Source organism: Streptococcus parasanguinis CC87K (genome assembly GCF_000507765.1).
In the GTDB taxonomy this organism is placed as follows: Bacteria; Bacillota; Bacilli; order Lactobacillales; family Streptococcaceae; genus Streptococcus; species Streptococcus parasanguinis_J.
Window position 1 is genome coordinate 54,885 of the sequence record NZ_KI669404.1, and the last position, 13,157, is coordinate 68,041.

The window sequence follows — 13,157 nt, forward strand, 5'->3', positions numbered from 1 at the left end:
CTAGATGAATCCATATGTTGTAATTGATATCGGCGGAACGAGTATCAAATATGGTCTAGCCGATGCAGAAGGGCAACTCATAGAGACCCATGAAATGCCAACAGAGGCCCAAAAAGGAGGACCTCACATTCTTAAGACAACGAAAGAAATCGTAGCCCGTTATTTAAAGAAGCATGCCTTGGCAGGAGTTGCGATTTCCTCAGCTGGGATGGTGGATCCTGATAAGGGAGAAATCTTTTATGCTGGACCACAAATTCCCAACTATGCTGGCACTCAATTCAAAAAGGAAATTGAGGAGGCCTTTCAGCTCCCTTGTGAGATTGAAAATGATGTCAATTGTGCTGGTCTTGCAGAGGTTACCACAGGGCATGCTATAGGATCGAACAATGCTGTTTGCCTGACAATTGGAACAGGAATTGGCGGTTGCCTCCTGTTGGATGGTCAAGTCTTTCATGGCTTTAGCAATTCAGCTTGTGAAGTTGGCTATCTTCATTTGCCAGATGGCGCCTTTCAAGATTTAGCTTCTACAACTGCCTTGGTCGAGTATGTGGCGGCGTGCCATGGCGATCCTTCAGACCAGTGGAATGGTCGCCGTATTTTCAAGCAGGCGACAGAAGGAGATAAGATCTGTATGGCAGGGATTGATCGGATGGTGGCCTACCTTGGAAAAGGATTAGCCAATATCGCCTACGTGGTCAATCCAGAGGTCATCGTTCTTGGAGGGGGGATTATGGCCCAGGAAGCCATCCTCAAACCAAAAATCTATCAAGCTCTGTGCGCCGAACTTGTACCTAGCCTAGCAGATAAAATCCGTTTGGAATTTGCTCACCATCAAAATGCTGCGGGTATGTTGGGGGCCTACTATCACTTTAGACAAAAACATGCAACATAAAACAAGTCGCACAGGCGACTTGTTTTTGCTTCATCATAAAAACCATGAAGGATGAGAGAAGCCCCAACCTTCATGGTTTTTTAAATAGGGAGACCATATTAAGATTTTCGAGAACGTTGACTAGAGAGTTTTTTGTTTTCCCAGTAGCTATTAAAGACGACTTCTTTTTGTTCTCGGTTTTTATTGAGGAAATGGGCATAGACTAAATCCACTACGATGAGGAGAGGGAAAATGGCAGAGATTCGATCGATGTAGGTGCTACTAGGAAGGGGTGCAGCAGGCAATACCTCTGTATATCCTTGGTGGATAGCCGCAGGGTTAGAAGTTATAAGAATCGTCTTGGCCCCTTTTTCCTTGGCTTTTAGAAGACTGTCTGTAATAGAGCTCGTACTTCCTGATAGTGAGAAACCGATGACCAGACAAGAGGAATCGAGAATGCTCGTCGTCCAAGCAAAGCCATCTTGATCTGTCAGAGCCTCACAAACGACGCCCAGTCGCATCAAGCGCAATTTCATTTCTCGAGCTACTAAACCAGAACTACCGATCCCAAAGAAGTAGACCCGGTCCGCTTGGTCGATCAGTTCAGCCACCCGATCCAATTGTGAATCGTTTACTAGGTTTTCAGTGACGTTACTGATATGGTGGTAGCGTTGCAAAACACTGAGAGTAAGTTCGTCATGATCTTGCACTTGTTTTTGATTCTTGGTTTCTTCATTAAAATGATAAACAAACTCCCGATAGCCGGTGAAACCACATTTTTGAGAGAAACGCGTCAAAGCTGCTTTTGAAACATGAAGCAACTCAGTGACACGAGAAGAAGACAGGGAATGCTGTCGCGCTTCTGACGATAAAAAGTATTGGGCAATGTCACGTTCCATATCTGTCAGCTCTGATTCATGACTGGCAATAATCGAGCGTAAATCTTGATCTTGTTTCACAGCAATCCTCCTTCCTCGCAAAATGAAATAACAGGATTCTCCTATAATATATTACACATTATAACATGGCTAACCGCTTTATTCAAGTAAAAGAAATCAAGAAATACTGAAACTAGGAACAGGATATACAAATAAAGAGAACGTTACCAATGTTGAAAAGACGGCCTTAGTGCGTATCCATAATTTTCTGAACATTCTAGATTTAGCCTGAACAAACGATATGAATTGTGGTATAATTTAAGATAATTGTACTGTTGTTGGAAGAACAATGGTTGAATAAGGAGGTGTGACGATGTCGAATGCAACACTTGAAATGATGCAAGAGATCGAACAAGCTGCTCAAGGAGTGATCGCCAGCTATGAAGATCAGGTCGAGCAAATTCGGACGGATTCGCGCGATCGCCTTGCAACAGTGGCGCAGCATTACGATGAGGAAACCAAGCAATTGGTCACAGAGGCAGAAAAAAACGCTCAGGAAAGACTCGTCCGTTTAACGAAAGATCTGGAAGAAACGGTTGCGCGCAATGATGCCAAGGTACAACAGGCGATGACCGACAAGCGAGCTGGGTTAGTTGAAGCCATTGTAGAAAAGGTGGTAGCAAGCTATGGCCGTTAGTCAGATGCAAAAACTGTCCCTCATCTTACCCAAAGATGACTTGGACAGTCTCCTACTAGCGCTACAGTCTGAGGCAAAAATCCAGATTTATGACCTCAGTGAGCATGAAGAATGGCAGGCTGCCTTTGAGGCAAATACCTTGTCTCAACCCTTGACAGAGGAAAATCGTCAAGTCTTGGTAGAGCTGCAAAAACGTCAAGAACAAGTTGAAAAAATGATTCAGACTCTGGAGCCCTACATACCTGAGAAAAAGGCCCTGCAAGCTCTGAAGGAAGAACCCTTAAGCTTGTCTTTTGATGACTTGCAGGCTCACGGGATGATTCGAGACGAGGAACTTCTATTGACCAAGTTGAAACGCCAATTGCGCGTGTTAGACAAGGCTCGTCAGAAGATTGCGGATGCAAAGGGAGAGATCGAACGCTTAGAAAAATGGCGCCCGTTAGAGGTGACACCAGCTGCCCTTGCTACCTTTCACTATGTGCATGGTTTGATTGGAACCATCCCGAATAGCGATACAGACGCTGTTCGTTCTTCCTTAAAAGCTCATCCTGAGCTGGAGTTAGAAGAAGTCTTTACGTCTGAAACCGAACACGGCTATGTCATCTTGTATCGTTCGGGAGATCGTGTAGCTGTTCAGGAGCTTCTAGAAGACCATGGGTTCAAAGAATTGGACTATGAAGAAGAGCAAGTCCCAGCCGCTTACTTGGATCGCCTAGAAGGGGAAATCAAAGAGCAAGAAGCTGTCGTTGCAGCAATCCTAGCAGAGTTACAAAACTCCCAGAAGGAGTTGGACCAACTCAAGTACCAGATGGATTACTTGTTGAGCTTGGGAGCTCGTGAGGAAGCCAAGTCGCTTCTTGCCAGCACGCAAAGCTTGGTAGCCCTAGAGGGTTGGATTGAAACATCCCAAGTGGACTCATTACGAGACTTCTTGCAAGAAGGTTTTGGTTCTCGGGTCTTACTAGAGACACGCGATGTGACGGAAAAAGATTGGGATGACGTTCCGATTCAGTTGCGAAACAATGCCTTGGTAGAGCCCTTTGAATTAGTTACAGAGATGTACGCCCTGCCTAAGTATTACGAGAAAGATCCGACACCAATCGTTTCTCTCTTCTACTTTGTTTTCTTTGGCATGATGGTCGCAGATATCGGTTATGGACTGTTGCTAACCTTGGCGACAGGCTTTGCCCTTAAAGCCTTCAAGCTCAAGCCTGGGACAGCCAAGAACCTTCGTTTCTTCAGTCTCCTCGGAATTTCAGTTGCCCTTTGGGGTGTGGTCTATGGCTCTTTCTTTGGATTTGAGATGCCTTTTGCCTTGATCAGTACGACCAGTAACGCCATGACCATCCTGATCCTCTCAGTGGTCTTTGGTTTTGTCACTGTCTTAGTGGGCCTCTTCCTAGGAGGAATGAAAAATGTTCGCCTCAAAGACTACACGGAAGCCTATAATGCGGGCTTTGCTTGGGTCTTGATCCTACTTGGTTTAATGCTTCTAGCTGTAGGCAATATCTTGCCAGGGATGAGCCTTCTAGTTCCGATTGGCAAGTGGCTGGCTATTTTGAATGCCATTGGGATCTTGATTGTTTCCATTGTCAGTGCCAAGAAGCTATCCGGTTTAGCGTCTGGTCTCTTTAACCTCTACAATGTTAGTGGGTACGTCGGAGACTTGGTCAGCTTCACCCGTTTGATGGCCTTGGGCTTGTCTGGAGCGAGTATCGGTTCGGCCTTTAACCTCATTGTCAATCTCTTTCCACCGCTTGGACGGTTTACGGTAGGGCTTCTACTCTTTATCGTTCTACATGCCATTAATATGTTCCTGTCCTTCTTGTCAGGATATGTGCATGGAGCCCGTCTGATCTTTGTGGAGTTCTTCGGTAAGTTCTACGAAGGAGGAGGCAAGCCATTTCGTCCTCTCAAACCTTCTGAACGCTATATTAAAACAAAAAAATAAGTATTATCTTTAATAAATAGGAGTATATTCATGGAATCTTTAGCATCATACTTTTCAGCCCATGGGGGCGCCTTCTTTGCAGCATTTGGTGTGGCGATCGCCGTTGCACTCAGTGGAATGGGATCTGCCCTTGGGGTTGGTAAAACGGGTCAAGCAGCAGCAGCGCTCTTGAAAGAACAACCTGAAAAATTTGCCCAAGCCTTGATTTTGCAATTGTTGCCAGGTACACAAGGTTTGTACGGTTTCGTTATCGGGATCTTGATCTGGTTGCAAATTAAGCCAGATATGCCACTTGAAACAGGAGTTGCTTACTTCTTTACAGCTCTTCCAGTTGCGATCGTTGGTTATTTCTCAGCAAAACACCAAGGAAATGTTGCGACAGCAGGTATGCAAATTTTGGCCAAACGCCCTGAAGACATGATGAAAGGGGTTATCCTTGCGGCCATGGTTGAAACCTACGCCATCTTGGCCTTCGTTGTGTCCTTCCTATTGACCCTACGCGTCGGCTAAGAGCTAGCTTTGATGGATTCGCCTTACGAGGCGAAAAACACAAGACGCATGCAATAGGAGAAAAAACGATATGGATGAACAAACCCAATTAAAGGATTCGATCTTGGCCCAAGCCCACGAAAAAGGGCGTAAACTCTTAGAAGAGGCCAAGGAAACCATCCTAAAAGAAGAGACTGCACAAGAAGAGCGTTTGATCCAAGATAAACTCAATCAACGCTCCGAGCAGCTCAAGCGGATTCAACGTCAATTGCAACGTGAAACCCAACAAATCGAAAATAAAAAACGCCAATCAACCCTTGTCACCAAGCAACGAGTCTTAAAGGATCTCTTTGCAGATGCTTATGAAGCGATGGTGGCTTGGCCCCTTGAAAAGGAAATGCAGTTTGTAGATGCGGTCTTAGAGCGCTATCAGGGACAAGTTGTGACCCTGACCTTTGGGGCAGTGAGCGCTGCTAAATTTGATTCAGCAGCTCTCGAGAGATTGAAGCAGACGCATCAGAATGTGACAGTTGCAGATGCAACAATCCCAGCTCAAGCAGGCTTTGTCTTGTCGGTTGGGAAGATTGATGACAACTATCTCTACCGTGATTTGGTGGATTCCATTTGGGAGCAAGAAAGCTACCAGATGGCAGCCAGCATTTTCACAGATGAAGAGAACTAGGAGGTTGCAATGAGCGAACGGACCTATTCTCAAGTCAATACAGGAATCAGCGTACGTGAGGCTAGTTTTGTCAGTCCCAGTCAGTTCGAGCAGTTGCTCGCAAGTCCCTCAAGCGAGAGCCGAGAAGGCTTGCTACAAGGAACACCTTATGCTTTAGACAGCCAGGAGATCAAGGATTTATCAGCCCTTGAAGCCCGCCTGATGGCAGCCTTGTTGGCAGAATACCAATGGGCTTTTGAGGTAAGCCCTCAGCCAGACTTGGTTAGCCTGTTTACCTTGAAATACACCTATCATAATCTCAAGGTTTGTCTGAAACACAAGGCGACAGAGCGCAAGTTGGGGCACTTATTGATCCCTATCGGTCCTTATTCTCTCGATGTGCTCGAGCATTTGGTGGCGACCTTTTCTGCGGAGCATTGTCCGGCCTTTATGGCGGAAGAAGTGGCTGCAACCTGGCAAGAATTCCAAGACTATCAGGACTTGCGGGTCCTCGAAATCGGGATGGACTTAGCTTATTTTAAACACCTGAGATACTTAGGGGACAGCCTAGATCATCCGATTCTGAAGCAGTTGGTGGACGTGACCATTGACTTTTACAATGCGATTACAGTTAAGCGGGCCTTGGATCAGCAAAAACCGCATAGCTTTATGCACCAATTGCTCTCAGATGAAGGGAGCCTCAGTGCCCATCAGGTGATCGACCTGCTAGAATCCGGTCAGTGGTTGACCTGGTTTTATCAAGTCAATCCGCTAGAGTACGATCTCGCTTTAGAGACTTATGAAGAAAAGATGCGCACCGGTCAACTAAAGACCGTAGAGTTGGAGTATTTAGAGAGTTTGGTGAAATTCAGTCTTCTAGACGCTGGCCGTTTTGAAGTTGATGGACCACTCCCTCTTGTTCGTTATCTTTACGGAAAAGAGTTAGAGGTGACCAACCTTCGTTTGGTCCTCTCTGGTTTGGACAATGGTTTTCCGCTAGCAGACATCAAAGAAAGGATGAGACCGATTTATGGACAAACAGACCTATAAGATCGCCGTTGTGGGCAATCGGGACGCCATCCTTCCTTTTCGCCTGATTGGCTTTCAAACCTATCCGGTCACAGAGCCACAAGAAGCGATCAATACCCTGCGAAAACTCAGTCGGGAAAACTTCGGGATTATCTACCTGACAGAGGATATTGCTCAGGCTATTCCAGATACAGTGGCTTTTTACGACCAGCAGCTGACTCCGGCTCTGATCCTTATCCCGACCCATAGAGGAACTACGGGACTGGGCCAACAGCGGATTCGTGATAATGTCGAAAAAGCAGTAGGACAGGATATTTTATGAGAACAAATGAATTTGGCCAAGCGATTGGCGATGCACTGCCGGATTTTACACCGGGGCGTCTGCCAGCTATTGAGCGGATCGAAGGTCGCTATACTGTGATCGAGCGCCTCTCAAAAGAAAAACATGGAGCAGATCTTTATCAGGTCTACGGGCCGGACTCTCCAGCAGCTATGTGGACCTTTCTGTTCAAAGGCCCTGCCCGCAATGAGGAGGAGTGGGACCACTTATTAGATGATCTCATGACAGCCCAAGGTCGCTTTTACTATGCGATTGTAGACAAAGATTCAGGCAAGGCTTTGGGGACTTTCTCTCTTATGCGGATCGATCAAGCCAACCGGGTGATCGAAGTTGGAGCAGTGACCTATTCACCAGCGCTCCAAAAGACACGCATGGCTACGGAAGCTCAGTATCTGTTAGCGCGCTACGTGTTTGAAGATTTAGGCTACCGCCGCTATGAGTGGAAATGTGATGCCTTAAACCAAGCATCTCGCAAAGCAGCTGAGCGCTTAGGGTTCACCTATGAAGGCTGTTTCCGTCAGGCTGTTGTTTATAAAGGTCGGACCCGTGATACAGACTGGTTGTCCATCATTGATCAAGAATGGCCAGCTATCAAACAGCGCTTCGAAGCCTGGTTGGATCCAAGCAATTTCGATGCCAATGGCCAACAAAAGCAAGCTCTAAGAGAGATAGCGCAAAAGTAAAACAAAGAAACAAAGGATTCCCAGGAGGAATACATGACTCAAGGAAAAATTATTAAAGTTTCCGGTCCCTTGGTGGTTGCATCAGGGATGCAGGAGGCTAATATCCAAGACATTTGCCGGGTCGGCGATCTTGGTTTGATTGGTGAAATTATTGAGATGCGGCGGGACGAAGCCTCTATCCAAGTATATGAAGAAACGTCTGGAGTCGGTCCAGGAGAACCAGTGGTCACAACCGGAGCCCCCCTTTCTGTTGAATTGGGACCAGGCTTGATCTCTCAGATGTTTGACGGGATCCAACGTCCCTTGGAACGCTTCCAAGAAGTTACTGCCAGTGACTTTTTGGTTCGTGGGGTGCAAGTTCCAAATCTAGATCGGGATATCAAATGGGCCTTCGAACCAAGCGTGACTGAAGGGACAGAGGTGGTCGCTGGAGACATCGTCGGGACCGTTCAAGAGACCAATATGGTGGAACACCGCATCATGGTGCCTTTTGGTGTGAGTGGACGTGTGACCAAGATCGCAGCAGGTTCTTACACAGTGGAAGAGCCGGTCTATGAGATTGAGCAGGCAGATGGTAGCCTCTTTACTGGAACCCTGATGCAAAAATGGCCGGTTCGTCGAGGCCGTCCCTTTGCCCAAAAGCTCATCCCAGTAGAGCCTTTGGTCACCGGTCAACGGGTCATCGATACCTTCTTCCCTGTGACAAAAGGTGGAGCTGCAGCTGTTCCTGGTCCTTTCGGAGCTGGGAAAACAGTTGTGCAACACCAAGTGGCCAAGTTTGCCAATGTAGACATTGTAATTTATGTTGGTTGTGGGGAACGCGGAAATGAAATGACGGACGTTCTGAATGAATTTCCAGAATTGATCGATCCAACAACTGGTCAATCCATCATGCAACGGACCGTTCTGATCGCTAACACTTCGAACATGCCAGTAGCGGCGCGGGAAGCTTCCATCTACACAGGGATTACCATCGCCGAATACTTCCGTGATATGGGCTATTCCGTTGCCATCATGGCCGATTCGACATCGCGCTGGGCAGAAGCTCTCCGTGAAATGTCTGGTCGTCTAGAAGAAATGCCAGGGGATGAAGGCTACCCAGCCTATCTTGGTAGCCGGATTGCCGAATACTACGAGCGTGCAGGTCGGGTCAAGACACTCGGAACCACTGCGCGTGAAGGCTCGATTACCGCTATCGGTGCTGTTTCCCCTCCGGGTGGAGATATTTCAGAGCCGGTGACCCAAAATACCTTGCGGATTGTTAAGGTCTTCTGGGGCTTAGATGCTCAATTGGCCCAACGCCGCCACTTCCCAGCCATCAACTGGTTGAGTTCTTATTCGCTTTACCAAGATGAAGTCGGTCGCTATATCGATTTACATGAACAAATCAGCTGGTCTGAAAAAGTGACCCGCGCTATGAATTTGCTTCAAAAGGAAAGTGAATTGCAAGAAATCGTCCGCTTGGTTGGTCTAGATTCCTTGTCTGAAAAAGACCGCTTGACCATGAATGCGGCTAAGATGATCCGTGAAGACTACCTGCAACAAAATGCCTTTGATGAGGTCGATACCTATACCTCTTTCAGCAAGCAGGTGGCCTTGTTGACCAACATTTTGACCTTTGATCAAGAAAGTCAAAAAGCTCTAGAATTAGGGGCTTACTTCACAGAAATCATGGAAGGAACCGTGGCTCTTCGAGACCGCATTGCCCGTAGCAAGTTCATCCATGAGGATCAATTGGCAACCATCCAAGCCTTGAAAGAAGAAATCGTAGAAACCCTACACCAAATCGTCGCAAAAGGAGGAGTAGACAATGAGCGTGATTAAAGAATATCGTACTGTCAGCGAAGTTGTTGGCCCCTTGATGATTGTCGATCAGGTCGAAGGGGTTCACTACAATGAACTCGTAGAAATCAAGCTTCATGATGGAACGACCCGTCAGGGACAAGTCCTCGAAGTCCAAGAAGACAAGGCCATGGTCCAGCTCTTTGAAGGATCTAGCGGGATCAACTTGGAAAAAGCCAAAGTCCGCTTTACCGGACGTCCCCTAGAACTCCCTGTGTCTGAAGACATGGTGGGCCGTATCTTTAACGGGATGGGCAAACCGATCGATGGTGGTCCAGAGATTATCCCAGAGAAGTACTTGGACATTGATGGACAAGCCATCAATCCTGTTTCGCGGGACTATCCGGATGAATTTATCCAAACAGGGATCTCAGCCATTGACCATTTGAATACCTTGGTTCGGGGCCAAAAACTCCCCGTGTTCTCAGGTTCTGGTCTCCCTCACAAGGAGTTGGCGGCTCAGATTGCTCGTCAAGCGACGGTTCTTAATTCTGAAGAAAACTTCGCCGTGGTCTTTGCGGCCATGGGAATCACCTTTGAAGAAGCCGAGTTCTTCATGAACGACCTGCGGGAGACAGGAGCGATTGACCGCTCTGTCCTCTTTATCAACCTAGCCAACGACCCAGCTATCGAGCGGATTGCGACTCCTCGGATCGCCTTGACCGCAGCAGAATATTTGGCCTATGAAAAAGACATGCACGTCTTGGTCATCATGACCGACATGACCAACTACTGTGAGGCCCTTCGGGAAGTATCTGCTGCCCGCCGGGAGGTTCCAGGACGTCGGGGCTATCCAGGTTACCTCTATACCAACTTGTCGACCCTCTACGAACGTGCAGGACGCTTGGTTGGGAAAAAGGGATCGGTGACCCAAATTCCGATCCTCTCCATGCCAGAAGATGACATCACCCACCCCATCCCTGACTTGACAGGCTACATCACGGAAGGACAAATTATCTTGTCCCGCGATCTCTACAATAGTGGTTACCGCCCACCGATCAATGTTCTTCCATCCCTTTCTCGTTTGAAGGACAAGGGTTCTGGTGAAGGCAAGACTCGGGAAGACCATGCGGCGACTATGAACCAGCTCTTTGCGGCCTATGCCCAAGGAAAACAAGCCAAAGAACTGGCTGTAGTGCTTGGGGAGTCTGCCTTGTCAGATACCGACAAGCTTTATGTCAAATTTACGGACCGCTTTGAGCAAGAATACATCAACCAAGGCTTTACCACCAATCGGACGATTGAGGAAAGTTTGGATCTCGGTTGGGAACTCTTATCTATCCTTCCGCGAACAGAGCTTAAACGGATCAAGGATGAGATGATTGACAAGTATCTGCCAAACAAAGAGGATTAGCCTATGGCACGATTAAATGTAAAACCAACTCGGATGGAGCTTAATATTCTCAAAGAGCGCCTCAAGACAGCAACCCGGGGGCACAAGTTGCTCAAGGACAAGCGGGATGAACTCATGCGCCGCTTTATTGAAGCTGTACGTGAGAATAATCGCCTGCGCCAAAAGGTAGAGGCGGAGCTTGTGGACAATATGCAAGATTTCGTGATGGCCAAGTCACTAGAGAGCGACCTCATGGTGGAAGAAATCTTTGCTGTTCCCACGCGAGAAGTGATGCTGCATATTGAGGAAGAAAATGTCATGAGTGTGCGCGTGCCCAAGCTCCATGCCCGTATCGATAATCCATACGGAGATGATGAAGGGGACGTGGTTTATAGCTACCTCGCCTCCAACAGTCAAATGGATAGCACCATCCAAGAAATGGGGGATCTACTCCCAGATTTGCTCAAGTTAGCGGAAATCGAAAAAAGCTGCCAACTTATGGCAGACGAAATCGAGAAAACCCGCCGTCGAGTGAATGGACTTGAGTATGCGACCATCCCAGATCTCAAAGAAACTATCTATTATATCGAAATGAAACTCGAAGAAGCCGAACGCGCCAACCTCGTCAGAATCATGAAGGTGAAGTAAGATACAAAGCCCGTAAAATGCAAAGTGAAAATAGGAAATTCTTGCAGTGAGCGATGCTCACAAGAGAATTTATCTTTTTCACCCAGCATTTAGGGCGTGTTCAATTCACAAGATACAAAGCCGTTAAGCAACTCAAAGGAAAATAGGGAGCAGGACAGAAGCACTGTTGTATAGAATGCTTCGTTGTCCTGCCCCCACAAGGCTGATTAGTATTTTTCCGAGCTCTTAAAGCGAGAGAAAAATCCAATCAGCTACTGTGCCTTTGAAGTTAGTACTATTACAGTTTGCGTTTTTCACCCAGCTTTTCAGCCGGCCTCAATTACTTAAAAAATACAAGAACCTCATCAAGAAACCATTCCTTGATGAGGCTTTTTTGCGCCCTCGAACTCTTCTTCCACCACCCTCTTTTCATGTTACTAGTTTGTAACAATGTGACAAGAAAGACGAAATGTTACAAGAAAAATACAGTTTTGTTAAATAGCCAAAAAGGCCTTTTATTATTTATAAATTGTGATAAGATAGTATAGTAGTTAATTTGTTCAAGAAAATCTTGAGCAAAAAAACAAAGAAAAAAGAGGATAAAAGATGAAATTAAAAGTTAATACGAAAGCCTTGATCGCTTCAACAGTAGCTCTTGCAGTGATTCCATTTACAAAAGCCACTGCAGAAACACTTGAAGATTGGGTAGCTCGCTCAGTAGATGAAATCAAACATGATATCCAACAAAGCGGTGAAAACCAACAAACTTATACCATCAAATATGGTGATACATTGAGTTCGATCGCAGAGGCGCTTGGAATCGATGTACATGTGTTGGCAAACTTGAACAACATCAGCAACATGGATTTGATCTACCCAGGTACTGTTTTGAAAACAACAGTAAATGATCAAAAAGAAGTAACTTCAGTTGAAATCCAAACTCCTCAAGCAGGTGCGACAGATGCTACAACTGCAAGTGCTGATTTGACAACAAACCAAGTGACAGTTGACGACCAAACAGTCGCTGTTAATGACTTGTCAAAACCAGTCAATGAAGATAACAAAGCAGTTCCAGTTGCTCCAGCAGCAGAAACTCAAGAAGCACCAGCGGAAGCTCCAGTGGTTGAAGTACCAGCAGCAGAAACACCAGCACAACCAGCTGTTCCAGAAACACCAAACTATGGTGCTCCAGCTGTCAATGTTGAAGTACAAAATCAAGAAGTAGCGCCAGCTGCTGCTCCTGAAGCTCCAGCTGCTCCTCAATCTGCTCCAGTAGCAGAAGAAGCTCCAGCAGCACAACCAGCAGCAGAAACGACTGCAGCACCTGAAGTGCAACCAGTAGCATCAACTCCAACAAGCGGAAATACTATTCCAACTGATCCAAATCTTCAACCGCAAGCGGAAGCTTTCCGTCAAGAAATTGCAGCGAAATTCGGTATCACAAACATCGGTGGTTACCGTGAAGGGGATCCAGAAGACCATGGTAAAGGACTTGCAGTAGACGTGATGGTTCCAACAAATTCAGAGCTTGGAGATCAAGTTGCACAGTATGCGATTGATAACATGGACCGTGCAGGTATCTCATATATTATCTGGAAACAACAATTCTACATGCCAGTAAATAACATTTACGGACCAGCTAATACATGGAACCAAATGCCGGACCGTGGTGGAGATACAGCAAACCACAACGACCACGTACATATCTCATTTAACGGATAATAAAACTTTGAACTAGGACAAGTGCCTAGTTCTT

General features: G+C 46.6%; 13 protein-coding genes. 12 read left to right on the forward strand and 1 reads right to left on the reverse strand.

Annotated features, from left to right (window positions below; translation table 11 throughout):
* The first annotated feature begins 4 nt into the window (after window positions 1-4).
* On the forward strand, window positions 5-892 hold the full coding sequence (locus HMPREF1195_RS09535; RefSeq protein ID WP_023920091.1) for an ROK family protein: 888 nt from the start codon (window positions 5-7) through the stop codon (window positions 890-892).
* A 98-nt stretch (window positions 893-990) separates the two neighbouring features.
* Here HMPREF1195_RS09535 and HMPREF1195_RS09540 read toward each other — a convergent pair whose 3' ends face one another.
* Window positions 991-1,830 carry a MurR/RpiR family transcriptional regulator gene (locus HMPREF1195_RS09540; RefSeq protein ID WP_023920093.1) on the reverse strand — a complete coding sequence of 280 codons (840 nt, stop codon included), beginning with the start codon at window positions 1,828-1,830 and terminating at the stop codon, window positions 991-993.
* Window positions 1,831-2,122: 292 nt separating this feature from the next.
* On the opposite strand from HMPREF1195_RS09540, the gene HMPREF1195_RS09545 reads away from it, so the two are divergent.
* The 11 genes from HMPREF1195_RS09545 (at window position 2,123) to HMPREF1195_RS09595 (ending at window position 13,123) form a co-directional block, all read left to right on the forward strand.
* A complete protein-coding gene (locus tag HMPREF1195_RS09545) occupies window positions 2,123-2,446 on the forward strand; it encodes a hypothetical protein (RefSeq protein WP_023920095.1) in 324 nt (107 codons plus the stop codon).
* Window positions 2,436-4,397 (forward strand): V-type ATP synthase subunit I, encoded by a 1,962-nt coding sequence (locus HMPREF1195_RS09550; RefSeq protein WP_023920097.1) that lies wholly within the window; start codon window positions 2,436-2,438, stop codon window positions 4,395-4,397. Before HMPREF1195_RS09545 ends, HMPREF1195_RS09550 begins: the two co-directional genes overlap by 11 nt.
* A gap of 30 nt (window positions 4,398-4,427) precedes the next feature.
* Window positions 4,428-4,907 (forward strand): V-type ATP synthase subunit K, encoded by a 480-nt coding sequence (locus HMPREF1195_RS09555; RefSeq protein ID WP_003009435.1) that lies wholly within the window; start codon window positions 4,428-4,430, stop codon window positions 4,905-4,907.
* Between the two features lie 70 nt (window positions 4,908-4,977).
* Window positions 4,978-5,568, forward strand: a complete 591-nt coding sequence (locus HMPREF1195_RS09560; RefSeq protein WP_013904422.1) for a V-type ATP synthase subunit E family protein — start codon at window positions 4,978-4,980, stop codon at window positions 5,566-5,568.
* A gap of 9 nt (window positions 5,569-5,577) precedes the next feature.
* Window positions 5,578-6,597 carry a V-type ATPase subunit gene (locus HMPREF1195_RS09565; RefSeq protein WP_023920099.1) on the forward strand — a complete coding sequence of 340 codons (1,020 nt, stop codon included), beginning with the start codon at window positions 5,578-5,580 and terminating at the stop codon, window positions 6,595-6,597.
* The gene (locus HMPREF1195_RS09570) at window positions 6,578-6,898 is read left to right on the forward strand and encodes a V-type ATP synthase subunit F (protein ID WP_003009443.1); all 321 of its coding nucleotides are present in this window, start codon (window positions 6,578-6,580) and stop codon (window positions 6,896-6,898) included. The genes HMPREF1195_RS09565 and HMPREF1195_RS09570 overlap by 20 nt, the downstream gene beginning before the upstream one ends.
* The gene (locus HMPREF1195_RS09575; RefSeq protein ID WP_023920101.1) at window positions 6,895-7,599 is read left to right on the forward strand and encodes a GNAT family N-acetyltransferase; all 705 of its coding nucleotides are present in this window, start codon (window positions 6,895-6,897) and stop codon (window positions 7,597-7,599) included. Before HMPREF1195_RS09570 ends, HMPREF1195_RS09575 begins: the two co-directional genes overlap by 4 nt.
* A gap of 33 nt (window positions 7,600-7,632) precedes the next feature.
* Window positions 7,633-9,423 (forward strand): V-type ATP synthase subunit A, encoded by a 1,791-nt coding sequence (locus HMPREF1195_RS09580; protein ID WP_023920103.1) that lies wholly within the window; start codon window positions 7,633-7,635, stop codon window positions 9,421-9,423.
* Window positions 9,410-10,795 carry a V-type ATP synthase subunit B gene (locus HMPREF1195_RS09585; protein WP_003002370.1) on the forward strand — a complete coding sequence of 462 codons (1,386 nt, stop codon included), beginning with the start codon at window positions 9,410-9,412 and terminating at the stop codon, window positions 10,793-10,795. Before HMPREF1195_RS09580 ends, HMPREF1195_RS09585 begins: the two co-directional genes overlap by 14 nt.
* 3 nt (window positions 10,796-10,798) lie before the next feature.
* The gene (locus tag HMPREF1195_RS09590; protein WP_023920105.1) at window positions 10,799-11,422 is read left to right on the forward strand and encodes a V-type ATP synthase subunit D; all 624 of its coding nucleotides are present in this window, start codon (window positions 10,799-10,801) and stop codon (window positions 11,420-11,422) included.
* Window positions 11,423-12,007: 585 nt separating this feature from the next.
* Window positions 12,008-13,123, forward strand: a complete 1,116-nt coding sequence (locus HMPREF1195_RS09595) for a LysM peptidoglycan-binding domain-containing protein (RefSeq protein WP_023920107.1) — start codon at window positions 12,008-12,010, stop codon at window positions 13,121-13,123.
* Window positions 13,124-13,157: the final 34 nt, after the last annotated feature.

What these genes read in the sequence shown, in the direction of transcription:
- HMPREF1195_RS09555 (WP_003009435.1), top strand. Translation starts at nt 4,428, where the DNA reads ATGGAATCTTTAGCATCATACTTTTCAGCCCATGGGGGCGCCTTCTTT.
- HMPREF1195_RS09570 (WP_003009443.1), top strand. Translation starts at nt 6,578, where the DNA reads ATGGACAAACAGACCTATAAGATCGCCGTTGTGGGCAATCGGGACGCC.
- HMPREF1195_RS09595 (WP_023920107.1), top strand. Translation starts at nt 12,008, where the DNA reads ATGAAATTAAAAGTTAATACGAAAGCCTTGATCGCTTCAACAGTAGCT.
- HMPREF1195_RS09550 (WP_023920097.1), top strand. Translation starts at nt 2,436, where the DNA reads ATGGCCGTTAGTCAGATGCAAAAACTGTCCCTCATCTTACCCAAAGAT.
- HMPREF1195_RS09590 (WP_023920105.1), top strand. Translation starts at nt 10,799, where the DNA reads ATGGCACGATTAAATGTAAAACCAACTCGGATGGAGCTTAATATTCTC.
- HMPREF1195_RS09575 (WP_023920101.1), top strand. Translation starts at nt 6,895, where the DNA reads ATGAGAACAAATGAATTTGGCCAAGCGATTGGCGATGCACTGCCGGAT.
- HMPREF1195_RS09535 (WP_023920091.1), top strand. Translation starts at nt 5, where the DNA reads ATGAATCCATATGTTGTAATTGATATCGGCGGAACGAGTATCAAATAT.
- HMPREF1195_RS09565 (WP_023920099.1), top strand. Translation starts at nt 5,578, where the DNA reads ATGAGCGAACGGACCTATTCTCAAGTCAATACAGGAATCAGCGTACGT.
- HMPREF1195_RS09580 (WP_023920103.1), top strand. Translation starts at nt 7,633, where the DNA reads ATGACTCAAGGAAAAATTATTAAAGTTTCCGGTCCCTTGGTGGTTGCA.
- HMPREF1195_RS09560 (WP_013904422.1), top strand. Translation starts at nt 4,978, where the DNA reads ATGGATGAACAAACCCAATTAAAGGATTCGATCTTGGCCCAAGCCCAC.
- HMPREF1195_RS09585 (WP_003002370.1), top strand. Translation starts at nt 9,410, where the DNA reads ATGAGCGTGATTAAAGAATATCGTACTGTCAGCGAAGTTGTTGGCCCC.
- HMPREF1195_RS09545 (WP_023920095.1), top strand. Translation starts at nt 2,123, where the DNA reads ATGTCGAATGCAACACTTGAAATGATGCAAGAGATCGAACAAGCTGCT.